Here is a 21,608-nt window from a genome sequence, read left to right as displayed (position 1 = left end):
GTGGGAGATGGCGCGGCCGGAGGTCATCAGGCCGAGTTCGCGGGGGCGGACGGTGGCCAGGCTGCCGAGGCTGTCGCGGTGCAGGACCTCGCCCTGGTGGAGCCAGCTGACGGTCTGCAGGCCCATGTGCGGGTGCGGCGGCACCTGCATGCCGGGCTCGTCGGCGATGTCGTCCGGCCCGTAGTGGTCGACGAAGCACCACGCACCGACCATCCGTCGCCCGAGGCTGGGCAGCAGCCGGCGCACCACGGTGCTCTCGCCCAGCTGGACGCTACGGGCGGGCAGGAGTTCCTTCACCGGGCCGGTGCCGGCCTCACCGCCGCAGCTGGTCGGGGCGGGCCTGAGGTCGAGGTTGCTCACGTCGGATCCACCACCGTCGGGGAAGGGCGGGCCGGGGAGGCCGGACGAGGGGTCGTCCGGTCGGCCGTCCGGCCCGGTCTCGGGGTCGTCGGGAACGATCCTCCACCAGGGCCGGGTGATCCTCCACCCGGGCGGTCCGGGCGGCGTGCGCGGCCCGTCAGCCGGCGGGGCGGTTCGTCAGGGCGTGGCCGACGAAGGAGACCACGTCGGGGAGTATCCGGCGCCAGTACGCGGCGTCGTGCGCCCCCGTGGTGAAGCGCGCCTGGACGGTGTCGCCGACCAGCTTGCGGGCGGCGTCGCAGAACGGGTCCTCGGTGCCGCACCAGACGCCGATCGGACGGCCGTGCGGCTGGTCCTGGTGGAGCAGCGGCTCGTGCTCGCGCCAGTCGGCCTCGTCCCTGAAGACCCCGACGGCCCGGGCGTCGCTCCAGGTGCGGAACAGCGCGGGGCTGAGCGCGGCCACCGGGCCGAAGCCCGCGCCCCGGTTGCGGGCGTAGCGCAGCGAGCCGAAGCCGCCCATCGAGATGCCCATCGCGGCGCCGGGTACGCGCAGCCCGCGGGCGGCGAGCCACCCGGGGAGCTCGTCGAGGAGCATCCGCTGCGGGTCGTCGCCGGACGGCGTGCGCCGCCAGTACGTCGCGTCGCCGCCGTCGAGGGCGACCACGGCGAACGGGGGGACGCCGGCCGCGATGGCGGCGACCAGTATCTGTGGCAGGCCGAGCTCGGTCCACGCCTGGGCGGTGGCGCCGCGCCCGTGCAGGGCGATGCAGACCGGCAGCTCGGCGGCGGGCGGGACGGTGGGGCCCTGCGGCACGATCGTGATCATCTTCACGGTGGCGCCGTTCCGGGCCGCCGAGCGCTGCTCCTCGTTGCGGAGCGAGGGGACGACCGCCGGCGCCGAGGGCGTGCCGGGCCTGCCGGAGGTGGTTGCGGAGGTCGGTGCGGCTCCGGCGCCGGGCGAGTCCGAGGCTCCTGGGGCGCCGGTCGGGCCCGCTCCGGGTACCGGGTCGGCCTCGCCGCCGGAGAACACCAGGGTCGCGCCGGTGCCGACGACGGCGAGGCCGCCGAGCCCCAGTCCCGCCCTCAGCAACCCGCGCCTCCCGAGCGTCCGGGTGCTGCCCGGCAGCCCCGGGCCGCCCGACGCCTCGAACCCGGTCGCCGACCCCGGCGCACCCGCCGGCGGGTCTCCGGCTCCCGGGGGCGGTGCGTCGGCGCCGACGGTGGGCGGCGAGGACGGCGGCGGCGGCACGGCGGCCATGGCGCTCGTTCCGGTTCGTCCACTCCCCTGGTGGTCCAGGTCCACGATTCTCCCCTCCGACAGTCAGCCAGCACTGTACGTCGAGCGGCCGCGCCCATTCGCACCGAACCGGTCGCAAGCCGTCGAGAGGCGAAGGAGAAGTGGTGGAGAACGGTCGGAACCCGGCAGGTCGGGCCCCGGCCGGACGGCAGAGCACCGGAGGGCAGAGCACCGGAGGCAGAGCGCCGGACCGCCGGGCACCGGACGGCCCGGCACCCGGCGCCCGGGCACCGTCGGGCGCCCCGCTCAGCGACCGCGCAACGACAGGTCAGCGACCGCGCAGCACCCGCTCAGTGCCCGCAGGCCCACCAGGCGTCCGCCGTCGCCCCGTCCGCCAGCGCCCGCAGCTTGGCGACCGCCCCCGCCGGGTCCTCCGCGCCGTACACCGCCGAGCCGGCCACGAAGACGTCCGCGCCGGCCTCGGCGCAGCGCTCGATGGTGCTCGCGGCCACGCCGCCGTCCACCTGGAGCCACAGCTCCAGTCCGTGCTTGGCGATCAGCTCCCGGGTGCGGCGGATCTTGGGCAGCATGATGTCCAGGAACGCCTGGCCGCCGAAGCCCGGCTCGACGGTCATGATCAGCAGCATGTCCAGCTCGGGCAGCAGATCCTCGTACGGCTCGATCGGCGTGCCCGGCTTGAGCGCCATCGAGGCGCGGGCACCCTTGGCCCGGATCTCGCGGGCGAGCCGGATCGGCGCGGCGGCGGCCTCGACGTGGAAGGTGACCGAACCGGCGCCGGCCTCGACGTACTGCGGGGCCCAGCGGTCCGGGTCCTCGATCATCAGGTGGCAGTCGAGCGAGATGTCGGTGGCCCGGGCGAGCGACTCGACGATCGGCACGCCCAGCGTCAGGTTGGGCACGAAGTGGTTGTCCATCACGTCGACGTGCAGCCAGTCCGAGCCCCTGACGGCCTCGGCCTCCTCGGCGAGCCGGGCGAAGTCCGCTGACAGGATGCTGGGGTTGATCTGCGCCATGGGGGCTGGTACCTACCTCTTCTTGCCTTCGTGCGAGGGCCGTCGTGCGAGGGTCGTCCTGCGAGGGTTCGGGCACCCGGACCGGGTGCCTCGCCCCATCATCTCGCGCTCCGTCGCAGGGGCGTCACCAACGAGACCTCCCCGTGACCCTCATCACACCCCCGAGGGGGTTATCGTGACCGCCGCCGTGGTCATCAGCCTTGTACGACAACCCCCGTACGGTGCGACACCTGCACCGGTACCACCCCGCCGCGTCCCCGCCGACCCCTCCGTGTACCACCTGCTCCACCCCGCACCGCCCGGTAGCGCCAGAACCACCGGTCACGCCGGCACCACCAGTACCGCCCGCACCTCCCTGTACCTCCCCGTTTCCCCCGCGCTCCCTGCGCGCCCTCCGAGGAAGGTCTTCCGTTGGCCGATCTGGTCCACCCCGCCCGTGCCCTGTGGTGGCTCTTCGAGCCCGTACACGCCGTCACCTACTTCACGCCGGAGGGCCGCGCCGCGTTCGAGGCGGCCGGGCTCCACGGCGTCGCGCGCGGCTACTTCGGCGGCCGTGCCGCCCCGCTGGGCGAGGTCGACGCGCCGCCGGTGATCGCCGCGTTCTTCAACTTCGCGCCCGCGCCGATCGAGCGCGCCCTCCCCGCGATCTGGAAGCTGGCCGATCCGGACACCGCCCTCGCCGCCCGCGCCGAGGGCGCCTCGGCGGCCCTGGCCCGGCTGCTGGAGCACGTGAAGCCGGCCCAGGTGGAGCTGGTGGCCGACCTGCTGGAGACCGCCGTCTCCCGGCTCGACTGCGCCGGGCGCGTCCTGGCCGCCGCCAACGCCGCCCTCCCCCGCCCGGCCGGTCTGTACGGGCGGCTCTGGCAGGCGGCCACGGTGATGCGCGAGCACCGGGGCGACGGGCACGTCGCCGCGCTGGTCTCCGCCGGACTGGACGGCTGCGAGGCCCTGGTGGTGCGCTGCGCCCTGGACGTGCGGCGCGAGGTGCTCCAGCCACTGCGCGGCTGGACGGACGAGGAGTGGGACGCGGCCTCCGCCCGGCTGATCGAACGGGGCTGGATCACCGAACGCGGCACCATCACCGAGTGCGGCCGGATCCGGCACCAGGCGCTGGAGGCGGCCACCGACCTGGCCGCCGCCCGGGTGTGGGAGAACAACCCGCGCGCCGAACTCGACCGGCTCGTCGCGGCGCTCAAGCCGATCTCGACGCTCTGTCGCACCGCACTGCCCCCGATCAACCCGATCGGGCTCCCGGCCGCCACCGCCTGACCCCCGGGTCCGTCCGGTGGGCGCCGCGGCGGCCACCGGACGGACTGCCGCTACCGCGGGGTTCCGTCGCCCGGAGCCGCCTTCTCCGCCGCACCGGCCCCCACAGGCGCCTCCGCCACCGGGCTCGCCACCATCGACGCCTCCGAACCCGCCGGGGCCGACGCCACCGCCGGGACCGACGCCCCCACAGGCGTCTCCGCCACCGGGCAGCCCGCCGCCGGTTCCGCCCCCGCCGCGCCCCCGGGCGCCGTCCGCGCCCCCTCGGGCGCCGAGCGGAAGGCGAACCTGTCCTTGGCCCGCCGACCCCGGTTCTCCAGCGGCAGCACCCCGGTGGCACCCGCCAGCCCGAAGGGCGGCATGTCGAAGTAGATCGACTCGTACGACCCCTCCGGCACGACGTACGTCTCGTGCCAGAGCCCGACGTGCCCCCGCACCCGGCCCGCCTTCAGCTTGCGGTTGACGATCCCCCAGGCCCGGTGGTGGAAGGCGTCCGGCGCGGCCGCGTACCGGTACAGGCTCTCCTTCGACTCCCAGTACTGGACGACGTAGTACGTGCGCGGCGAGGCGGTCAGCAGGATGCGGCCGCGCAGCCCGCGGCCCGGGTCCCCGGCGAGTTCGTAGAGCATCCGGAACATCGCCAGCATCACGGGGCCCCAGTGGTGGACGGCCCAGAACCGGTTGATCCGCATGCCGATGAGGAGGACCACGGTGTCCCCGGTCGCAGCGGAGGTGGTGTAGCCCGGCGTCGGCTTCGCGAACACGTCTGCCCCCGGTTCCCCGCGCCGTCGGCGCAGTCGTCGGCCCTCATGTGAGCAGTGATTACATCAGCGCGCACCAACCCGGTCAACCCTCCGCGCAAGCACAACAACCCTGCGTTCAGGGCAGGTTGGCGACTCCCTGGCCGAAGGTGTCCAGCACCTGCGCGGCCAGCTCCTCGGCCTTCTCCGCCGGCAGGTACCCGTCCGCGATCATCTGCGCCAGCCCGTAGACGAGCGCCTGCCCCGCCAGCCCCACCAGGGCCGGATCACCCGGCCGCAGCCGCCCGGCCTCCTGGTCCGCGACGATGACCTCGGTGTACGCCTGGTCGATCCCGGACAGCCGCTCCCGCAGCTCCGGGTGCCTGGACGCCGCGAACACCCGCGACCGCACCAGCTCGAACCGGTGCGGGTACCGGATCGCGTACCGGACGAAGCCCAGCCCGACCGCCCGCAGCGCCGCCCCCTCGCTGCCCTCCACCTCCGCCCACTGCCACCGTTCGAAGTCCGCCAGCACCCGGTCCGCGACCGCCGTCAACAGCGCCTGCCGGTCGGCGAAGTGACGGAACGGCGCCCCCGCCGACACCCCGGCCCGGCGCGCCACCTCCCGCATGCTGATCTTGTCCTGCCCCTGCTCGTCCAGCAGGTCGAACGCCACCCCGACCAGCGTCTCGGGCAGCGCCCCGTGGTGGTAAGTCCCCCGCCCCGCGGGCCTCTCCGTCATGTCCGCAGTGCTACCAGCTACCCACCAGGAGGTCCAACCGGCCACCGGAGACGGAGCGGACACCGCTCAGCGCCGGAACTGGCGCCGGTAGGTCGAGGGGCTGACGCTCATCGTCTCCCGGAAGTGGTGGCGGAAGCCCGCGACGGTCAGGCCCACGCGGCCGGCCACCGCGTCGATCGGGCGGTCCGTGGACTCCAGCAGCTCCGCACCGGCCCGGACCCGCTGCTGGGTGATCCAGCGCCCCGGGGGCAGGCCGGCCACGGCGGCGAAGCGCCGTTCGAACTGCCGTACCGACAGGTGCGCGACACCGGCCAGTTCACCGGCGGTGAGACGCCGGTGGAGGTTGTCCAGCACGTACCGCATGGCGCTGCCGATCGGGTCGTCGGACGGCGCCGGGCTCACCGGACGCTCCGCGAACTGCGCCTGCCCGCCCTCGCGGTGCGAGGCCACGACCATGCGGCGGGCAACGCGTGCGGCGATGTCGGGGCCGTGGTCCCTGCGGACGAGGTGAAGACAGGCGTCGATGCCCGCGGCGGTGCCGGCGGCGGTGACCACCGATCCGTTGTCGATGTAGAGCACCGACGCGTCGACCGTCACCTCCGGATGGCGTTCCTGGAGCAGGGCGGCGTGCCGCCAGTGCGTGGTCGCCTTACCGCCGTCCAGCAGGCCCGCGGCGGCCAGGGCGAACGCGCCGCCGCAGATGGAGACCATGCGCGCGCCGCGCGCGTGCGCGCCCCGCAGCGCCTCCAGGACCACCGGGGAGACGTCGCGCCGCACGTCCGGGACCCCGGGGACGATGACGGTGTCGGCGTGGCGGAGGCGGTCCAGGCCGTGGTGCACCACGATGTCGAAGCCGCCCACGACGCGGTGCGGCCCGGGCACCTCGGCGCAGACCTCGAACCGGTACCACCGGTCCACGTCCAGCTCCGGCCTGGAGACCGCGAACACCTCGGCGACCGTGGCGAGCTCGAACGGTGCCATCCCGTCGAAGGCGAGGCAGGCGATCCGGTGGTGGCGCACGACGGGATCCTAGCGGTGCGTGCCGTTTCCGGCACTCGTCGGGCGCCTCCACGGGGCCCGAGCCTTGGGGCATGCAACCTGACGCCCCTGCTCCGCTCACCTTCGGCATGCTCGTGTTCGACGAGGTCGAGGTCCTCGACGCGGGAGGCCCCTTCGAGGTCTTCAGCACCGCCGGCCGGCTGGCCCGGACGGCCGACGACGAACCGCTGCTGCGCGTGGTGACGGTCGCGGCGGCCGACCGCCGGGTCCGCGCCCGCGGCGGGCTGACGATCGTGGCGGACCACACTCTCCGGGACGATCCGCCCTTCGACGTCCTGGTGATCCCCGGCGGCGTCACCACGGCCGTCGAGGCGGACCCGGACGTCGTCGACTGGCTGGACCGGCGCCGGCGGACGTCCGCGCTGACGTTCAGCATCTGCACCGGGGCCTTCCTGCTGGCCGCCACCGGGGCACTGGACGGCCGACCGGCCGCGACCCACTGGGAGGACCAGGAGGAGCTGGCCCGGCGCCGGCCGCGCATCGACGTGCGCACCGACGTCCGGTGGGTCGACGACGGCGACATCGTCACCTCCGCGGGGATCAGCGCGGGCATCGACGCCGCCCTGCACATCGTGGGCCGGCTCTTCGGCCGGCAGCTCGCCCTTCGGACCGCCCGCCAGATGGAATACACCTGGCGGACCGGCCACGCGCCCGAGGTCCGCACCTGAGGCACCCGCGCCGCGCCACGGCGCACCGGCCGTGCCGCCGGCCCTCCTGGGCGCGACCGGGCCACCCCGCGGGCACCTGCGGCCTGCGGGGTGGCACCGTGCGGTCCGCTGCGCGCGCCCGAACGGCCGACGACTCACGACCGACGACCGACGACCGACGGACGCAGCCGACGGACGCGGCAGCCGGACGCAGCCGACGGGCCTACCAGGCGTAGTCCTCCGGGGCCGGCTTGTGGCCGGGGAAGAGGTCGTCGAGCCGGGCGAGGAGGTCGTCGTCGAGCTTGACGTCGAGGGCGTGGACGGCGGCGTCGAGGTGGGTCAGGGTGCGGGGGCCGACGATGGGGGCGGTGACGGCGGGGCGGCTGAGGAGCCAGGCGAGGGCGAGGTCGGCGGGGTGCTCCCCGATCTCGTCCGCGAGGTCCTCGTAGGCCTGGATGCGGTCGCGGTTGGCGTCGAGGATCTCGCCGGCGTGCTGGAGGGCACCGCGGACCAGGCCGCCCTCGCGCTCCTTGCGCAGGGCGCCGCTGAGGACGCCGCTGCGGAGCGGGGACCAGGGGAGGAGCCCGAGGCCGTAGTGCTGGAGGGCGGGGACGACCTCCAGCTCGATGGTGCGGTCGAGCAGGTTGTAGAGGGACTGCTCGCTGACCAGGCCGAGGAAGTGCCGGGCGCGGGCGGCCTCCTGGGCCTGGGCGATGTGCCAGCCGCCGAAGTTGCTGGAACCGACGTAGATGATCTTGCCCTGGGCGACCAGGACCTCCATCGCCTGCCAGATCTCCTCCCACGGGGTGTCCCGGTCGATGTGGTGCATCTGGAAGAGGTCGATGTGGTCCGTGTTGAGCCGGCGCAGGCTGGCCTCGACGGCGCGGCGGATCGCCAGGGCGGAGAGTCTGCCCTCGTTCGGCCAGTCACCCATCGGGGCATAGGCCTTGGTGGCGAGCACGGTCCGTTCCCGTCGCCCGCCCCCCTGGGCGAACCAGCGACCGATGATCTCCTCGGTGCGGCCCTTGTGGTTGCCTTCGGCGTCACGGCCGTAGCCGTTGGCGGTGTCGAAGAAGTTGATGCCCCGCTCGTGGGCGTTGTCCATGATCAGATGGGCGTCGGGCTCCTCGGTGTGCGGGCCGAAGTTCATGGTGCCCAGGCAGAGTCGCGAGACGGTCAGGCCGGTGCGGCCGAGGTGGGTGTACTCCATGGGGCCCAACCCTCCGACGCACCGGCTGTGGTGTCCAGCACATTCCGTATCGTGACACCCGGGTACCGCAGGTTTCGCACACCCGGTCGATCACCGGCCGTGGTTGGCGAACTTCCTTACGGCGAGCGGACCGCAGAGCGCCAGCAGGGCACCGCACCAGAGCACGGCGGCGAGACCGGCGTGCTGCATCGGCCAGGCGGAGCCCGGCGCGGACGGGTTGCCGAAGAGCTCGCGGCCGGCCTGGACCACCGCGCTCATCGGGTTCCAGTCGGCGACGGTCCGCAGCCAGCCGGGCATCCCGCCGGTCGGCACGAAGGCGTTGGTCACCATCGCCAACGGGAAGACCGCGACCGCGAGTTGTCCGGCCGCCTCCTCCTTCCCCACGGCCAGGCCGAGCAGCTGGCCGAGCCAGGTCATCGTGAAGCGGAAGAGCAGCAGCAGCCCGAACGCCGTTGCGGCGTCGGCCGGTCCGCCGCGCATCCGCCAGCCGACGGCGAGTCCGACGGCGGCCAGGAGCGCGAGGACGAGCGCGCTGATCAGCAGGTCGGCGAGGGCCTGGCCGAGCAGCAGGCCGGTGCGCGAGACCGGCATCGAGCGGAGCCGGTCGGTCACGCCGCGGCCGACGTCACGGGCGGCGCCGATCATGGTGGGCATGATGCCGTTGACCGCCACCAGGGCGAACAGGCCGGGTATCAGGAACTCCCGGTAGCTCCCGGCGCCGGCGCCACTGCCGCCGCCGCCGGACGAGGAGTCCGGGAGCCGGACGGCGCTGCCGAACACGTAGCCGAACACCACCACCATGACCACCGGAACGGCGAGCGAGACGGCCAGCAGTCCGGGCGAGTGGCGGTAGTTGAGCAGGACGCGGAGCATCGACGACCAGGTGTCGGACACCAGCCGGACCGCGGCGGGCGGGATCACCGGCGCGGGTGCGGCGGGCCGGGCGGGGGGCGTCGTCGCGGCGGCCATCAGGCGGCCCTCCCCTCGGCCCCGGCGGCGCCCTCGACCGCCGCTCCGGAGGCACCGGCGGCGCCTCCGGAGCCCCCGGTGAGCGCGAGGAACACGTCGTCGAGCGACGGCGGGCGCAGCGCGACGTCCAGCGCCACCACCCCCGCCGCGTCCAGCTCCCGTACGAGCCCGGGCAGCAGCACCTCCACACCCGGCCGCGAGACGGCCTCGACCGTCCGTTCGACGTGGTCGACCCGCACGTCACCCGTCTCGGCGAGCGCCGCCAGGACCACGGCGGCCCGGCCGAGCCGGTCGGGGTCGGCGAGGGTGACCGAGATCCGGCTGCCGATCGCCGCCTTGAGCCGCCGGGGCGGCCCGGTGGCGATGGCGGCGCCGTGGTCGACGACCACGACGGTGTCGGCGAGCCGGTCGGCCTCCTCCAGGTACTGGGTGGTGAGCAGCACGGTGGTCCCGCCGTCCGCCAACTCCCGCACGAAGGACCAGATCTGCTGCCGGCTGCGCGGATCGAGGCCGGTGGTGGGTTCGTCGAGGAAGAGCAGGGGCGGCGCCGTGACCAGGCTGGCGACGAGGTCGAGCCGGCGCCGCATGCCGCCGGAGTAGGTGCGGACGAGCCGGTCGGCGGCCCCGGTGAGGCCGAAGTCGTCGAGCAGCCGGTCGGCGCGGGCCCGGGCGGCGCGGGCACCGAGGTGGTGCAGCCGGCCGAGGAGGCGCAGGTTGTCGCGGCCGGTGATGCCCTCGTCGACGGCCGCGTGCTGGCCGGCCAGGCCGATGCTGCGGCGGACGGCCTCGGGCTCGCGGACCACGTCGTGGCCGGCGACGAGGGCGGCGCCCCGGTCCGGGGCGACGAGGGTGGCGAGGACGCGGACGGCGGTGGTCTTGCCGGCGCCGTTGGGGCCGAGCAGGCCGCAGACCGTGCCCGCGGGGACGACCAGGTCGAGGCCGCGCAGGGCGCGGGTGGCGCCGAACCGTTTCTCGACGCCGATCATCTCGACGGCGGTGGTGGACCGACTGGTGTCGGACATGGCTCTTCCCTCTCACTAGGTACAGCGTACGCAGAAGCGAGCGTGAGCGCATCGTACTACGTACGCCGTACGTATCTAGAATGGGGAACCGAGGTGATCAATCAGTGCCGACCAGCAATCCGCCGTCCGGACACCGGACCGGCGAACGACCCGCGAGCCGACCCGAGAGCCCCGGCGGCAGAACACCCGCCCCCCTGCCCGCCGAGGCACCCGAGCTGATCTGGCTGCGCCCCGAGCGCACCGGACGCGGCCCCCGGCCCGCCCACAGCCGCGCGTCGATCGCCGCCGCCGCGATCGTCGTCGCGGACGCCGAGGGCCTGGACGCCGTCTCCATGCGCCGGGTGGCCGCCGCGCTCGGAGCGGGCACGATGTCGCTCTACAACTACGTGCCGAAGAAGGAACACCTGCTGGACCTGATGCTCGACGCCGCCGTCGGCGAGTACGACTACAGCACCCTCACCCCGACCGGCGACTGCCGCGCCGACCTCCACAGGCTCGGGCACGAGCAGCTCGCCGCGCTGCGCCGGCACCCCTGGCTTCCCGCCCTGGTGATCGCCCGCCCGGGCCTGGGCCCGAACGCACTGCGCTACACCGACCACTTCCTCGCCGTCACCGAGCCCAGCGGCCTGGACGGCGGCACACGCATGGAGGCCCTGGCGCTGCTCAACGGGTTCATCTGCCAGTACGCGCAGTACGAGCGGACGGCAGCGGCCGGCGCCCAGTGGCAGACCGACCTCGTCGGCTACCTCGCCCGCGCCGCCGGGAGCGGCGAATACCCGCACCTGGCCGCCGCGTTCGCCACCACCGGGCCGCCCGCGAGCGACCTGGACGCAACCTTCGACCGGGCGCTGAACCGGGTGATCACGGCCGTCCTCGCACCACCGGAGGAGTAGCCGCGCGCAGCGGCCCGCCCGCACCCTGCCGGGGCGTCAGCTCCGGCAGGGTGCGGGCGGGCAGGGTGCGGGCCGGCAGGGCGTCAGCTCCGGCTGCGGGCGGCCTGCTGACGGCTTCCCGGGACCACCAGCCAGAGCAGCCAGGCACCGGTGCCGAGGATCAGCATGTTGACGGCGATCTGCCACGGGAGGGAACCGAAACCGGTCTCCCAGTAGCCGAACCAGTACTCCAGCAGCGACCCGGTCAGCCACCAGAGCCCCACGTCGGCGACGACGGCCACCGCCCAGACGGCCATCGGGTGCCAGCGCGGACGCGGGACCGCGTGCACGAGGGCCAGCGCGGCCGTGACGCCGAGGGCGACCGGCATGAAGTCCCGGTCCACCAGGTCCAGGTAGTTCCACGGCAGGGTCGACCCGACGATCCAGATCAGCGCCATGCAGCCGATGAAGCGCACCAGCATCGCCGACGCCGGATGCGGCACCGGACGGTCGGCGGCGGCGGGCGCCGGGGTCGCGGTGGGGGCGGTGACGGGAACAGGTGTGCCGTGGCCCGGGGCCGGCGCGGAGTAGCCCTCGGCGGGCGCGCCGTAGCCCGGGACGGGCGTCCCGTAGCCCTGGTTCGGGCCGCCGTAGCCACCGGGCACGCCGTAGCCACCGTAACCACCCGGCCCGCCGCCGTGACCACCGCCGGAACCACCCGCACCGCCGCCGTAGCCACCCCCGTAGCCACCCCCGTAGCCGCCTCCGTAACCACCGAACGCTCCGGTCGGCGCGCCGACGGCACCGTCGAACGGCTGCGCCGGCGGGCCCGCCGTCACCGCCGGTACGGCGGACGGCTGCGCCGGGACCCACGCCCCGCCCGCCGCCCGGGCCTGCCACCCGCCCGCCGGCGCCCCTGACGACGCGCCGGACGACGGCGGCGACGGCGACCCGCCCAGGGCCGTCGGCGTCGGCTCCACCGGCCGGACCGGCCCCGTCACCAGCCCCGCACCGGCCCGTACGACCGACTCCAGCGCGGCGAGCGCCTGCTCCGCCGTCGGCCGCTGCGCCGGGTCCTTGGCGAGCAGCGCGCCCAGCAACGGCGTCAGCCCGCCCGCCCGCAGCGGCGGGCGCGGCTCCTTGGTCACCACGGCCACGCACAGCGCCCCGAACGTGTCCCCGCTGAACGGCGTCTCGCCCTCGACCGCCGCGTACAGCGTCGTGCCGAGCGACCACAGGTCGTTGGCGGGCGCCGGCGGCCTCCCCTCCAACTGCTCGGGGGCCATGTAGGCCGGCGTGCCGATCACCGCGCCGGTACGGGTGAGCGCCGTGGTGGCGTCCGCCATGTGCGCGATGCCGAAGTCGGTGAGGATGACGCGGTCGCCCATCAGCAGGACGTTGTCCGGCTTGAGGTCTCGGTGGACGATGCCGGCCGCGTGGGCCTGCTGGAGCGCCTTGACCATCGCCACGCCGATCAGCGCGACCCGCGACAACGGCAGCGCGCCGTCCCGCGAGATCGCGGCGGCCAGCGAGACACCGGTGACGAACTCCATCACGATCACCGGTGCGCCCTCGTGCTCGACGACGTCGTGCACGGTGATGATCCCGGGGTGGTTGAGCCGCGCGGCGGCCCGCGCCTCGCGCAGCACGCGCTGGACCAGTTGCTCGCGTTCGGCCTCGGTGACGCCCTGCGGGAGCAGCACCTCCTTCACGGCGACGTCACGTCCCAGGGTGGTGTCCCAGCCGCGCCAGACCCGCCCCATGCCGCCCTGGCCGATCAACTCCCGCAGCTGGTAGCGACCCCCGACCAGTGCCCCGTTCACCCCTGTCACGGAGGTCACCCTAGCGGCACCGAAGCTCCTCCCCGGGTCCGCGTCGTCAAATCGTTTCCGCCCGCGACCACTGCCGCGTACGGTGACGTGTCGAGGATCCTGATCACCGCAGACCCTCCGCCCCGCCCTCCGCGCCCCCGTCTCCGCGCCCACTCACGAACAGGACCGACACCGTGCAGCGTCACCACGGCTGGGCCGACGAGCGGTTCGGCGCCGTCGCCGACGCCTTCGCCCGCAACTACGCCGACTTCCCCGAGCTCGGATCCGCCGTCACCGTCTACGCGGACGGCCGGAAGGTGGTCGAGCTCTGGGGCGGTGTGGCGGACGAACGCACCGGGCGGGCCTGGCAGGCGGACACCGTCGTCCCGGTCTTCTCCTGTGCCAAGGGCCTGGTCTCGGTCGGTGCCCACCTGCTCGCCCAGCGGGGACTGCTCGACCTCGACGCACCGATCGCCCGCTACTGGCCCGAGTTCGCGCGCCACGGCAAGGAGGCGATCACCACCCGCGCGGTGCTGAGCCACCGGGCCGGGATCCCGGTGCTGGACGCGGTGCTCTCGTTCGACGAGATCGCGGCCTGGACGCCCGTCGTCCGTGCGATCGAGGACCAGCGGCCGCTCTGGGAGCCCGGCACCACCTACGAGTACCACGGCCACGTGTTCGGCTTCGCGGTCGGCGAGGTGATCCGCCGGATCACCGGCCTCGCCCCGAGCCGGTTCTTCCGCGAGGCGGTCGCCGAACCGCTCGGCGGGCTGGACGCCTGGCTCGGTCTGCCGGAGGACGGGCTGCCGCGCCTGGCCCGGCTGGCCGAGGCCGAGGGCCGTCCGCCGATGCCCGGACCGGAGCACCTGCTGACCCGCATCGTGACGATGAACGGCGCGCTGGTCTTCCCCGGTCTGGACGAGCCGCACGGCTGGAACGACCCTGCCGTGCACCGGCTCGAACTGCCCGGGGCCGGGGCCGTCGCCTCTGCCACCGGGCTGGCGGGCCTGTACGCGGGGGCCGTCACCGGGATCGACGGCCGGGCGGGCCGTCTCCTCTCCCCCGACACGGTGAGCGACGCCCTGCGCGAACTCTCCTCCGGGGAGAGTTTCCTGGGCTTCGACACGGGCTCCCGCTGGGGCTCCGGCGTGGTCCTCGACTCGTCCGCGTCCCGCCCGATGCTCGGCGCCCGCAGCTTCGGCAACGAGGGGTCGGGCGGCCAGTTCGCCTTCGGCGACGACGAGTTCGGCATCGGCTTCGCGTACCTCTCCAACCGCATGATCGGCTACGGCGACGCCCGCGCCGGCCACCTCGTCGACGCCGTCCGCACCTCCCTCGGCACCGCCTGACGGCCCCCGGCACCCGGCCCCCCCGGTCTGCGGCCGGAAGGCCGGAGCCACGGCGACGGCGGCAGCGACGGCGGCAGCGGCAGCGGGCCGGCAACGCCGACGATCGCCGGGGCCGACGTGCCGTCGTGGTCGGGGTCGACCGCGAGGCCGATGACGCCGAGGTAGCCGTCCCCGCTCTCGGTGATCTTGAGCAGCGTGCTCGGCCGGTAGACGCCGTCGCCGTCGCTGAACGTGTCACGACCGGTGCGCGCCGCGAGGATCGCGCCGAGGCCGATGCTGGTGATGCCGGCCAGTGCCGTCCGGGGCCCCGCCGCTCCTACTGGGTCTCGTCCAGGTGGTCGGCGTAGTACCCGACCGCCCGACGGTACTTCCGTACGCCCGGGTCCGCGCTGGTCTCCCCCGTCACCTGGAGCAGGGTCCGCACCGCCTCCCGCGATTCGCCGACGTTGTACAGCGCCATCGCCAGGAAGGTCCGGAGCGCGGCGTCCCCGGGGAACTCCTCCAGACCGCGGCGGAGCGTCCGAAGCGACGACTCGTAGCGGCCCAGCACCCGGTAGGTACTGCCGAGCCCCAGCAGTGCCCCGTGACGCTCGCTCTCCGACAGACCCGCAGCGCCCAACGCCCGTTCGTAGCAGGGGACGGCCTCCGCCTCCAGGCCGAGGGCGTCGTGCGCCCATGCCGCCTGGTACGCGATCGCGGCGTCCTCCGGGTGGTGGTCCGACAGGGCGATCAGTTGCTCGCACGCCTGCCGGGTCCCCTCCTCGCGCAGCCGCACCGCCTGTGCCAGGGCCGTCCCGTGCTGTTCGTCGTCCATCCGCCGCACGCTGCCACGGCGCCACCCGGACCGCAACACCTCCCGGCCGGTCCCCCCGGCCGATCGCCGGACCGGGGTCCTGGACGAAGCTCCCGACGGGGAGTCCGGGCGGCCCGGCGGCGGCACCGCACCTCGCGGTCAGGTGCGCAGGGCCTCGTCGAGGCGGCGGCGGAGTACGGCCGGGCGGGTACGGCCGGGGGTGCACTCCGGGAACCGGCCCACCAGCTCGCGGACGGCCGGCGGGGCGTGTTCGATCGCCCAACGGATCTCCGCGTCACCGACGTCGGTGGCGGCGTCCGTGGTGACGCCGCCGTCGGCCGCCGCGAGTTCGCACGCGAGGGCCGCGTGCGTGGCGGGCTCCAAGGCGTGCTTCACCTGGTGCGGGGTCGCCAGCGGGTGGATGTAGGGGGACGCCGCCGCGTAGCCCGCGGCCCGGGCGGCGGCCGCGGCGGCGGGGTCGTCGACCTCGCGTGCGGCAGCGAGCGCCGCGTGGGCCTGGGCGCGCAGGAGCGCCGTCCGCTTCCCTTCGCGGGCGAAGGTGCGGGCGCCCTCGATCGCCTCGCGCGGACGGGTGTCGGCCGGGGCCTTGGCCTCGAACAGCGCCAACGCCCGTTCGGCGCAGTCGGCGGTCCAGAGCCCGAGAAGGCGACGGTCCTCGTCGCTGATGATGACCTCGTTCATCCGTTCATCCTGCCGGTTCCGCCCTCCCGTGTCGCCCGGGTTGTGCGGACGCGGCCGGCCACGCCGGGCTCTCTCCGCTCCGGGGCCCCTCCCTCACCGACCGTGCCGTGTCAGGGTCGGTGAGGGAGGGGCACGGCGCGGCCCCGTGCGGCCCCGCAGGGCCCCGTGAGGCCGCGTGAACGCAGCACGAGTCCGCGTGAGACCACGGGCGGAACTGACGGACGGTCACCGAACGTCGACGCGGTCACGGCGCCCACGCCGGTCGGCGATCCGCGGCCGGGCCGCGAACTCCCCTCGTTCGGGTGGGGTTTGGGCATTGCCGTGGCGCCGCGCCCGTGCGGCGCACTACCGTCGCCGTATGACCGAGCTTGTCCGCCGTCGTCATGTGGACTACGGCTACATCGCCGGCGCGGGCTGTCCCGCCGGCCGCTGACCGCGCCCGCCTCCTCCGGCCGCACGGTCCGGGCGTCGAGGCCCGTACGCCTCCGCCCCGTGGTGCCCTCCCCTTCCCCGTTCGCATCCTTCCCTCAAGGGACACCCATGACCGCGTTCAACTCCGCCACCGAGCAATACCTCCACAACAACAGCGCCTACGCCTCCGGCTTCGAGGGCCCGCTGCCGCTGCCCCCGGCCCGCCGGACCGCCGTGCTCGCCTGCATGGACGCCCGGCTGAACGTCTACGGCGTCCTCGGCCTGAACGAGGGCGACTCGCACGTGATCCGCAACGCCGGAGGCGTCGCGACCGACGACGCGATCCGCTCGCTGGCCATCAGCCAACGACTCCTCGGCACCGAGGAGATCATCCTCATCCACCACACCGACTGCGGCATGCTGACCTTCGGGGACGACGCCTTCCGGGAGTCGATCCGCGAGGAGACGGGCGTCAAGCCGCCGTGGGCCGCGGAGGCCTTCGCCGACCTGGAGACCGACGTGCGGCAGTCGATCGCGCGGATCACGAGCAGCCCGTTCGTCCCGAAGACGGACGCGGTGCGCGGCTTCGTCTTCGACGTGGCCACCGGCAAGCTCGCGGAGGTCGTGCTGTAGACCGTGCTCCGGGCCCTGCCCCAGGTCGTGGAGCCGGCGGTGCCGTGCCGTCGGCGGTGCCGTGCCGTCGGCGGTGCCGTGCCGTCGGCGGTGCCGTGCCGTCGGCGGTGCCGTGTCGGCGGCCGGCCGGGCAGACGGGCCGGATCGAGCTGCCCGTGCAGGGCTCACCTCCCCGAAGCGGTGAGCCCTGCACGGGCCGGCCCCGTCCCCGACGTCCCGGATCAGACCTGCTCGTCGTCCACCGCGCCGGGCGCCAACGGCGGTGCCGGGAAGGCGTGTCGGGCCTCGCCGCCGTCCCACCACACGCCGATCGCGAACACCGCCGCCGCCTCCAGCAGTGCCGCCCGCTCCAGTCCCCCGCAGCGGACGGCCGTACAGCCCATCGACGCGACGAGCTCGGTGACCAGTTCGGCCGCGGCCGGCGCGTCCGCGCAGAAGGGCACGGTGAGCGACACGCCCTCGAAGGCCGGGCGCGGCATGGTCCAGATGCTCTCGTGGCAGATGCCGAACACCTTGGCCACCCGGGCGCCGGGCGCCGCAGCCGCGAGCCGGACCGCCATGGAGTCGCCACCGCCGGCCGTGGTCAGGACCGGGCCGCCCGGGCCGGGGGCCATGGGCACGGTGCAGTCGAGGACGGTCCGGCCGGCCAGGTCCCCCGCAAGCCCCGCCACCACCCCGGCCGCGACCTCGGCGGGCAGGGCGACCAGCACCGCCTCGCCGAACCGTGCCGCGTCCGCCGGGCCGCCGCTGCCGACGGCCCGGATTCGGGCGGCCGTCCTCGCTGCCGCGCCGGGGTTGCGCCCGCCCACCACGACCTCGTGTCCGGCCCGCACCCAGGCTCCGCCGAGGCCCGCCGCCATGGCGCCCGTTCCGAGAATGCCGATCCGCATACCGTGCTCCCCACCACTGTCCCGATGGCGGCCGACTGCCGCACCCCGGACCCTAGGCGGGCCGATACGCACCATCCGGTAGGCAATGGACCGGCAGGATGTGCGTATGGGAGATGCCGAGAACCTGCGCAGCCCGCACGGACCGGTCGGGACCGTCGGAGTGGCCGGGGCGGCCGGGCCTGACGGACCGGACGACCTCGGTGGAGACGTGTTCGCGGCCGACTGCCGGGCCCGGATCGCCTTCGAGGTGATCGCCAACCGCTGGGACAGCGTGGTGGTCTACGTCCTCGGCGAGCAGGGTCCGATGCGCCCGCGCGCGATGCTCGCCCGGATCGGCGGGATCAGCCCGAAGGTGCTGAACGACGCGTTGCGGCGGCTGGAGTACAACGGGCTGGTCGAGCGCCGGCGCTACGCCGAGAGCCCGCCCCGGGTCGACTACACCCTGACGGCGGCCGGTGCGGCCCTGATCGAGCCGATCCGGGCGCTGGGCGCCTGGTCCGCCGTCCACGGCGACGCCGTCCTCGCGGCGCAGGAACGCTTCGCGACCGAGGATGCCGACCGCGCCGCCCGGCGCTCCCCGCCCGCGTGAGCCGACGCCCCACGACCTGCCAACGACGCCCCTGGGGCGTGAACCCCGCCCCGCACGCCCCCACCGTGCGCCTCACCCCAAGACGCGCGGCAGCATGACCCGCACCCATTCCTCGGGTTGCGACAGATGCGGAGCGTGACCGGCGCCGTGGTAGAGGTGGCGTTCCGGCTTGGGCAGCGAGAGATCGATCAGGTCCAGCACCTCGCCGTACATCGGCTGGCTGTCGTCGCTCTGGGTGAGCAGCACGGGTTCGGTGAAGCGGTTCAGCGCCGTGAGGTCGAGGTCGAGCGCGTCGGGGTCGCGAAGCTCGTCCAGGTACGTGGGCGCGTTGCGGATGTACGTGTGCCGGACCGGCGCGGGCAGCTGCTCCCACGCCCCCGGGCCGAGGGCGATGGTGTCCACGTACAGCTCGGCCGCCGCGGCCGACTCCGCCTGCTCCAGCAGCTCCCGGACGGCGCTGATCCGCTCCGCGAAGGCCACCCCGATCGGACGAAGCTCGGGGTCGGCGAGCAGCACCCCGGTGGCGGGCGGTTCGTGTACGGCCACGCCGCGCAACAGGTCCGGCCGGGCGGCGGCCAGGCGGAGGGCGACGAGCGAACCGTAGGAGTCGCCGCAGACGTACGCGGGCGCGAGCCCGAGGCCCCGGATCAGGCCGGCCAGGTCGGCGGCGTCCTCGTAGACGGAGCCCTGGGTGAGGAGGTCCTCGCTGCGGCTGTGCCCGCGCCGGTCGTAGGCGACGACGGTCGTCTGCTCGGCGAGACCGGGCAGGACGCGCGCCCAGCTGTCGGCGTCGGTCCACGACCCGTGGACCAGGACCAGGCCGGGCCCGGCTCCCCGGGTCTCGTAGTACAGCGACACCCCGTTCACCCTGATCTCGGCCATCGCGAGCCTCCCGACCTCGGTCGTGCTCCAGCCCCGCCCCACCCCCCAGCGTGACACACCCGGTCGAACCGGTCAGATCAGCGGACCGAAGACCCCTCGTTCCCAGTGACCGAGCCAGGACGCGGTCACGGAGTGCTGCGTCTGGCCCTCGGTCGACTCGTCGTACGGGAGGACGGCGGTGGGCGCGAACCAGCCCTCACCCGGGTCGATGCGCAGGCGCAGGACCCGCAGGGGGCGGCGGAGGGTGACGTAGAGGCCCAGGTCGGAGGTGGCGGGGCGGTGGCTCTCGTAGCGGTCGTGGACGGTGCGGCAGACGGACTTGATGTCGGTGTCGGCGAGGAGGACGTACCGGCTGCCGGGGCCGAGGTTGACGCAGAGGCGTCGACGGGCGGTCTCGCGGTCGGCGTACGCGAGGCTCTGGTGGTTGTCGACGTGGAGGCCGGGACGGAGGCCGGAGTCGGGGCTGACGTGGGTGACGGGCAGGCCGGGGGCGTCGCAGGTCTCACCGAGGGTGACGGGGAAGGGGTCGCCCAGCCCGTACACCAGGGTGGCGAGGGTGCGGATGTCGACGACCGAGTCGGGGAGTCGGAAGAGTTCGACCAGCCCGCCGTCCCGGGTGAGGAGGCCGGGCGCGAACCGCTCGGGGTAGCCGGCCGGAAGCGGTTCCCAGGCGCCGTCGGGGAGGACGACGGAGCTCTCGTACCCGGGCTGGAAGGTGAGGCGCCGGACGCCGGCGATCTCGCAGCGCGCGTGGAGGCGGCCGGGGTCCTGGAAAGCGATGGCAGCGGGGTGCATGGGGCGGGTGTCACTCCCTGTCGTGGCGGCGGGTGTCGAGGAAGTCGTCGGACCAACGGGTCTCCCGGTTCACGGCAGTGGCGAACGTCATCCACCGGATGAGGCCGGCGGAGGGCGGATCGACGAGGGAGAGGGCGAGGGACCCGAGCCCCGCGGCGGCGACCTCGACCGGGGCAGGCCGGTCGCCGCTTCTGGACATGGGGTCAACTCCTGATCTCGGGAAGAGGATTGACTCCCTCGTCGAGCAGGACCCGCACCCGCACCCGCTTGCCGACCCCCCGCCTGATCACGACACCGAAGTCGACGGCGAGCCGACGGACCTTCGATCGCCGGACGCTCGGTCAGAAGCATTCTCCTACAGTCACGTTGAGTGCGGGTCTCCTTGATTAGAAAACACAACAGAAAGCCGAAGAAAATAGGTGGATCTTGAGGGCGCTTGAGTGCCGCCGCGGAACAGAGCAAGACTGTTCATCAACATCCGAAGGGAGGGACCCACTTGACCACCGACCTCTCCGCGATCCGGCAGATCAGACTCGGCGACGAACTGCGAGCCCTACGACTGGATCAGAACAAGAAGCTCCTGGAGGTGACGCGCGGACTGAAGGGCTGGAGCGCCGCCAGGCTCAGCAAGATGGAGCGAGCCGACCAGCCTGTCGGTCCCCAGGACCTCGCCACACTCCTTGACTACTACGGAGTCGGTGGAGCGGACCGCGAGTACTACGAGAACCTCCTCGGCAGCGGCCCGCCCAAACAGTGGTGGCGCAACCTCGACTTCGCGAACTCCATCACGGCAGCCTTCGCCGAGTACCTGGCACTCGAAGCCGACGCCTCGCACATGCTGGAGTACTTCCCGTCCGCCTTTCCAGGGCTTGTCCAGACTGAAAGCTACGCGCGGGAGATGATCGCCGCCGGCCTCAGCGCACCCAATGACGAGCAGATCGAGACCGCGGCCGAAGTGCGAATGATGCGGCAACGCCGCCTGGCCGACGAGAATCCGCTCGATCTGGAGACCTACTTCGGGGAGGTCACGCTCCTGGTCGCAGGCGACCGAGACACGCTCATCGCGCAGATCCGCCACACCGTCGAGGTTGCGCAGCGTCCGAACGTCACGATCCGGATGGTCCCTCTGAGCGCCGGACGCCAGGGGATCCTGACTTCGGGACTCGTACTCATGAGATTCCCCGACGACCTCGAAAACGGCTTCGTATTCATCGAAGCCGTCGGCGGTACGCTCCCGCGTAGAACGGGACGCGACGTACGCCGTGCCGAACGGGCCTTTGCCCGCGTCAAGGCGTGTGCGCTGTCACCGGAGGAGACCATCGCCGCACTTGAGCGCAGGCTGGAAGAGATCACGTGAGCGAGAAGCACGACCCGTACGACCACAACCCCGCCGACGCCGTTTGGACAAAGTCCCCGTTCTCCGGCGACGACAACGGCTCCTGCGTGATCATCGCCCGTTTCCCCAACGGCGATGTCTGGCTCGGCGACGACAAGAACCCCGACCGCCCCCACCTCGCCTTCGACCAGGCCGAGTGGGCCGCCTTCGCCAAGGCCATCACGAGCGGCTCCCCCGACTTCACCGCCTGACCGACGGC

At 74.0% G+C, this 21,608-nt stretch carries 23 protein-coding genes and 1 pseudogene; 8 read left to right on the top strand and 16 right to left on the bottom strand.

The genetic code is table 11. From position 1 onward, the window contains the following. The 3 genes from ABZY91_RS28380 to rpe all read right to left on the bottom strand — a co-directional run. Positions 1 to 360 (bottom strand): pirin family protein (locus ABZY91_RS28380; RefSeq protein WP_355405792.1); only part of this gene is annotated, 360 nt, incomplete at its 3' end. A 157-nt stretch (positions 361 to 517) separates the two neighbouring features. After that, on the bottom strand, positions 518 to 1,663 hold the full coding sequence (locus tag ABZY91_RS28375; RefSeq protein WP_355405791.1) for an alpha/beta hydrolase-fold protein: 1,146 nt from the start codon (positions 1,661 to 1,663) through the stop codon (positions 518 to 520). A gap of 284 nt (positions 1,664 to 1,947) precedes the next feature. Then, complete coding sequence (gene rpe / locus ABZY91_RS28370) at positions 1,948 to 2,631, bottom strand: ribulose-phosphate 3-epimerase (RefSeq protein ID WP_355405790.1); 684 nt, start codon at positions 2,629 to 2,631, stop codon at positions 1,948 to 1,950. A gap of 411 nt (positions 2,632 to 3,042) precedes the next feature. Between rpe and ABZY91_RS28365 the strand changes: the two genes are divergently transcribed. Then, complete coding sequence (locus ABZY91_RS28365) at positions 3,043 to 3,900, top strand: hypothetical protein (protein ID WP_329877424.1); 858 nt, start codon at positions 3,043 to 3,045, stop codon at positions 3,898 to 3,900. A 269-nt stretch (positions 3,901 to 4,169) separates the two neighbouring features. On the opposite strand, the pseudogene ABZY91_RS28360 reads toward ABZY91_RS28365, so the two are convergent. The 3 genes and pseudogenes from ABZY91_RS28360 to ABZY91_RS28350 form a co-directional block, all read right to left on the bottom strand. Further along, positions 4,170 to 4,661, bottom strand: a pseudogene (locus tag ABZY91_RS28360) (DUF4188 domain-containing protein); the annotation flags it as partial. A 115-nt stretch (positions 4,662 to 4,776) separates the two neighbouring features. Continuing rightward, the gene (locus ABZY91_RS28355; RefSeq protein ID WP_355405789.1) at positions 4,777 to 5,379 is read right to left on the bottom strand and encodes a TetR/AcrR family transcriptional regulator; all 603 of its coding nucleotides are present in this window, start codon (positions 5,377 to 5,379) and stop codon (positions 4,777 to 4,779) included. A 66-nt stretch (positions 5,380 to 5,445) separates the two neighbouring features. Beyond that, entirely contained in the window at positions 5,446 to 6,399 is a 954-nt protein-coding gene (locus ABZY91_RS28350) for a helix-turn-helix domain-containing protein (protein WP_355405788.1), read from the bottom strand. A 71-nt stretch (positions 6,400 to 6,470) separates the two neighbouring features. On the opposite strand from ABZY91_RS28350, the gene ABZY91_RS28345 reads away from it, so the two are divergent. Further along, on the top strand, positions 6,471 to 7,106 hold the full coding sequence (locus ABZY91_RS28345; protein ID WP_355405787.1) for a DJ-1/PfpI family protein: 636 nt from the start codon (positions 6,471 to 6,473) through the stop codon (positions 7,104 to 7,106). Between the two features lie 202 nt (positions 7,107 to 7,308). Here the strand turns inward: ABZY91_RS28345 and ABZY91_RS28340 are convergent, their stop codons facing one another. The 3 genes from ABZY91_RS28340 to ABZY91_RS28330 form a co-directional block, all read right to left on the bottom strand. Beyond that, positions 7,309 to 8,295 carry an aldo/keto reductase gene (locus ABZY91_RS28340; protein ID WP_329947989.1) on the bottom strand — a complete coding sequence of 329 codons (987 nt, stop codon included), beginning with the start codon at positions 8,293 to 8,295 and terminating at the stop codon, positions 7,309 to 7,311. Positions 8,296 to 8,385: 90 nt separating this feature from the next. Then, positions 8,386 to 9,264 carry an ABC transporter permease gene (locus ABZY91_RS28335; RefSeq protein ID WP_355405786.1) on the bottom strand — a complete coding sequence of 293 codons (879 nt, stop codon included), beginning with the start codon at positions 9,262 to 9,264 and terminating at the stop codon, positions 8,386 to 8,388. Next, positions 9,264 to 10,286 (bottom strand): ATP-binding cassette domain-containing protein, encoded by a 1,023-nt coding sequence (locus tag ABZY91_RS28330; RefSeq protein WP_355405785.1) that lies wholly within the window; start codon positions 10,284 to 10,286, stop codon positions 9,264 to 9,266. The genes ABZY91_RS28335 and ABZY91_RS28330 overlap by 1 nt, the downstream gene beginning before the upstream one ends. A 104-nt stretch (positions 10,287 to 10,390) precedes the next feature. Here ABZY91_RS28330 and ABZY91_RS28325 point away from each other — a divergent pair, with 104 nt between their 5' ends. Beyond that, on the top strand, positions 10,391 to 11,179 hold the full coding sequence (locus tag ABZY91_RS28325; protein ID WP_329877410.1) for a TetR/AcrR family transcriptional regulator C-terminal domain-containing protein: 789 nt from the start codon (positions 10,391 to 10,393) through the stop codon (positions 11,177 to 11,179). Between the two features lie 83 nt (positions 11,180 to 11,262). On the opposite strand, the gene ABZY91_RS28320 is transcribed toward ABZY91_RS28325, so the two are convergent. Further along, on the bottom strand, positions 11,263 to 12,990 hold the full coding sequence (locus ABZY91_RS28320; RefSeq protein ID WP_355405784.1) for a serine/threonine-protein kinase: 1,728 nt from the start codon (positions 12,988 to 12,990) through the stop codon (positions 11,263 to 11,265). 173 nt (positions 12,991 to 13,163) lie between these two features. Here ABZY91_RS28320 and ABZY91_RS28315 point away from each other — a divergent pair, with 173 nt between their 5' ends. Next, positions 13,164 to 14,318 carry a serine hydrolase domain-containing protein gene (locus ABZY91_RS28315; protein ID WP_355405783.1) on the top strand — a complete coding sequence of 385 codons (1,155 nt, stop codon included), beginning with the start codon at positions 13,164 to 13,166 and terminating at the stop codon, positions 14,316 to 14,318. 316 nt (positions 14,319 to 14,634) lie between these two features. Here ABZY91_RS28315 and ABZY91_RS28310 read toward each other — a convergent pair whose 3' ends face one another. Both ABZY91_RS28310 and ABZY91_RS28305 read right to left on the bottom strand, forming a co-directional pair. Next, the gene (locus ABZY91_RS28310) at positions 14,635 to 15,132 is read right to left on the bottom strand and encodes a tetratricopeptide repeat protein (protein ID WP_355405782.1); all 498 of its coding nucleotides are present in this window, start codon (positions 15,130 to 15,132) and stop codon (positions 14,635 to 14,637) included. A gap of 138 nt (positions 15,133 to 15,270) precedes the next feature. Further along, entirely contained in the window at positions 15,271 to 15,813 is a 543-nt protein-coding gene (locus ABZY91_RS28305) for a putative immunity protein (RefSeq protein WP_355405781.1), read from the bottom strand. Between the two features lie 540 nt (positions 15,814 to 16,353). Between ABZY91_RS28305 and ABZY91_RS28300 the strand changes: the two genes are divergently transcribed. Beyond that, a complete protein-coding gene (locus tag ABZY91_RS28300; protein WP_355405780.1) occupies positions 16,354 to 16,857 on the top strand; it encodes a carbonic anhydrase in 504 nt (167 codons plus the stop codon). A 221-nt stretch (positions 16,858 to 17,078) separates the two neighbouring features. On the opposite strand, the gene ABZY91_RS28295 is transcribed toward ABZY91_RS28300, so the two are convergent. Further along, on the bottom strand, positions 17,079 to 17,747 hold the full coding sequence (locus tag ABZY91_RS28295; protein WP_355405779.1) for an NAD(P)-binding domain-containing protein: 669 nt from the start codon (positions 17,745 to 17,747) through the stop codon (positions 17,079 to 17,081). 106 nt (positions 17,748 to 17,853) lie between these two features. On the opposite strand from ABZY91_RS28295, the gene ABZY91_RS28290 reads away from it, so the two are divergent. Next, a complete protein-coding gene (locus ABZY91_RS28290) occupies positions 17,854 to 18,336 on the top strand; it encodes a helix-turn-helix domain-containing protein (RefSeq protein WP_355405778.1) in 483 nt (160 codons plus the stop codon). A gap of 72 nt (positions 18,337 to 18,408) precedes the next feature. On the opposite strand, the gene ABZY91_RS28285 is transcribed toward ABZY91_RS28290, so the two are convergent. The 3 genes from ABZY91_RS28285 to ABZY91_RS28275 form a co-directional block, all read right to left on the bottom strand. Continuing rightward, positions 18,409 to 19,218 carry an alpha/beta hydrolase gene (locus ABZY91_RS28285; protein ID WP_329877394.1) on the bottom strand — a complete coding sequence of 270 codons (810 nt, stop codon included), beginning with the start codon at positions 19,216 to 19,218 and terminating at the stop codon, positions 18,409 to 18,411. A 72-nt stretch (positions 19,219 to 19,290) separates the two neighbouring features. Then, a complete protein-coding gene (locus tag ABZY91_RS28280; protein WP_355405777.1) occupies positions 19,291 to 20,013 on the bottom strand; it encodes a hypothetical protein in 723 nt (240 codons plus the stop codon). Between the two features lie 10 nt (positions 20,014 to 20,023). Next, positions 20,024 to 20,212, bottom strand: a complete 189-nt coding sequence (locus tag ABZY91_RS28275) for a hypothetical protein (RefSeq protein ID WP_355405776.1) — start codon at positions 20,210 to 20,212, stop codon at positions 20,024 to 20,026. 297 nt (positions 20,213 to 20,509) lie between these two features. On the opposite strand from ABZY91_RS28275, the gene ABZY91_RS28270 reads away from it, so the two are divergent. Together ABZY91_RS28270 and ABZY91_RS28265 are read left to right on the top strand one after the other, a co-directional pair. Further along, positions 20,510 to 21,370 (top strand): helix-turn-helix transcriptional regulator, encoded by an 861-nt coding sequence (locus tag ABZY91_RS28270; RefSeq protein ID WP_355405775.1) that lies wholly within the window; start codon positions 20,510 to 20,512, stop codon positions 21,368 to 21,370. Next, the gene (locus tag ABZY91_RS28265; protein WP_329947978.1) at positions 21,367 to 21,600 is read left to right on the top strand and encodes a DUF397 domain-containing protein; all 234 of its coding nucleotides are present in this window, start codon (positions 21,367 to 21,369) and stop codon (positions 21,598 to 21,600) included. The genes ABZY91_RS28270 and ABZY91_RS28265 overlap by 4 nt, the downstream gene beginning before the upstream one ends. The last annotated feature ends 8 nt before the right edge of the window (positions 21,601 to 21,608 follow it).

Origin of the sequence: Kitasatospora sp. NPDC002965, assembly GCF_040611255.1 — a bacterium.
In the GTDB taxonomy this organism is placed as follows: Bacteria; Actinomycetota; Actinomycetes; order Streptomycetales; family Streptomycetaceae; genus Kitasatospora.
The sequence above is the reverse complement of the archived record's forward strand: the minus strand, read 5'-3'. Positions and strand labels throughout refer to the sequence as shown.

Coding starts and splice junctions, on each gene's coding strand:
- ABZY91_RS28290 (WP_355405778.1), top strand. CDS start 17,854: ATGGGAGATGCCGAGAACCTGCGCAGCCCGCACGGACCGGTCGGGACC.
- ABZY91_RS28280 (WP_355405777.1), bottom strand. CDS start 20,013: ATGCACCCCGCTGCCATCGCTTTCCAGGACCCCGGCCGCCTCCACGCG.
- ABZY91_RS28335 (WP_355405786.1), bottom strand. CDS start 9,264: ATGGCCGCCGCGACGACGCCCCCCGCCCGGCCCGCCGCACCCGCGCCG.
- ABZY91_RS28300 (WP_355405780.1), top strand. CDS start 16,354: ATGACCGCGTTCAACTCCGCCACCGAGCAATACCTCCACAACAACAGC.
- ABZY91_RS28345 (WP_355405787.1), top strand. CDS start 6,471: ATGCAACCTGACGCCCCTGCTCCGCTCACCTTCGGCATGCTCGTGTTC.
- ABZY91_RS28310 (WP_355405782.1), bottom strand. CDS start 15,132: ATGGACGACGAACAGCACGGGACGGCCCTGGCACAGGCGGTGCGGCTG.
- ABZY91_RS28305 (WP_355405781.1), bottom strand. CDS start 15,813: ATGAACGAGGTCATCATCAGCGACGAGGACCGTCGCCTTCTCGGGCTC.
- ABZY91_RS28275 (WP_355405776.1), bottom strand. CDS start 20,212: ATGTCCAGAAGCGGCGACCGGCCTGCCCCGGTCGAGGTCGCCGCCGCG.
- ABZY91_RS28285 (WP_329877394.1), bottom strand. CDS start 19,218: ATGGCCGAGATCAGGGTGAACGGGGTGTCGCTGTACTACGAGACCCGG.
- rpe (WP_355405790.1), bottom strand. CDS start 2,631: ATGGCGCAGATCAACCCCAGCATCCTGTCAGCGGACTTCGCCCGGCTC.
- ABZY91_RS28355 (WP_355405789.1), bottom strand. CDS start 5,379: ATGACGGAGAGGCCCGCGGGGCGGGGGACTTACCACCACGGGGCGCTG.
- ABZY91_RS28340 (WP_329947989.1), bottom strand. CDS start 8,295: ATGGAGTACACCCACCTCGGCCGCACCGGCCTGACCGTCTCGCGACTC.
- ABZY91_RS28330 (WP_355405785.1), bottom strand. CDS start 10,286: ATGTCCGACACCAGTCGGTCCACCACCGCCGTCGAGATGATCGGCGTC.
- ABZY91_RS28295 (WP_355405779.1), bottom strand. CDS start 17,747: ATGCGGATCGGCATTCTCGGAACGGGCGCCATGGCGGCGGGCCTCGGC.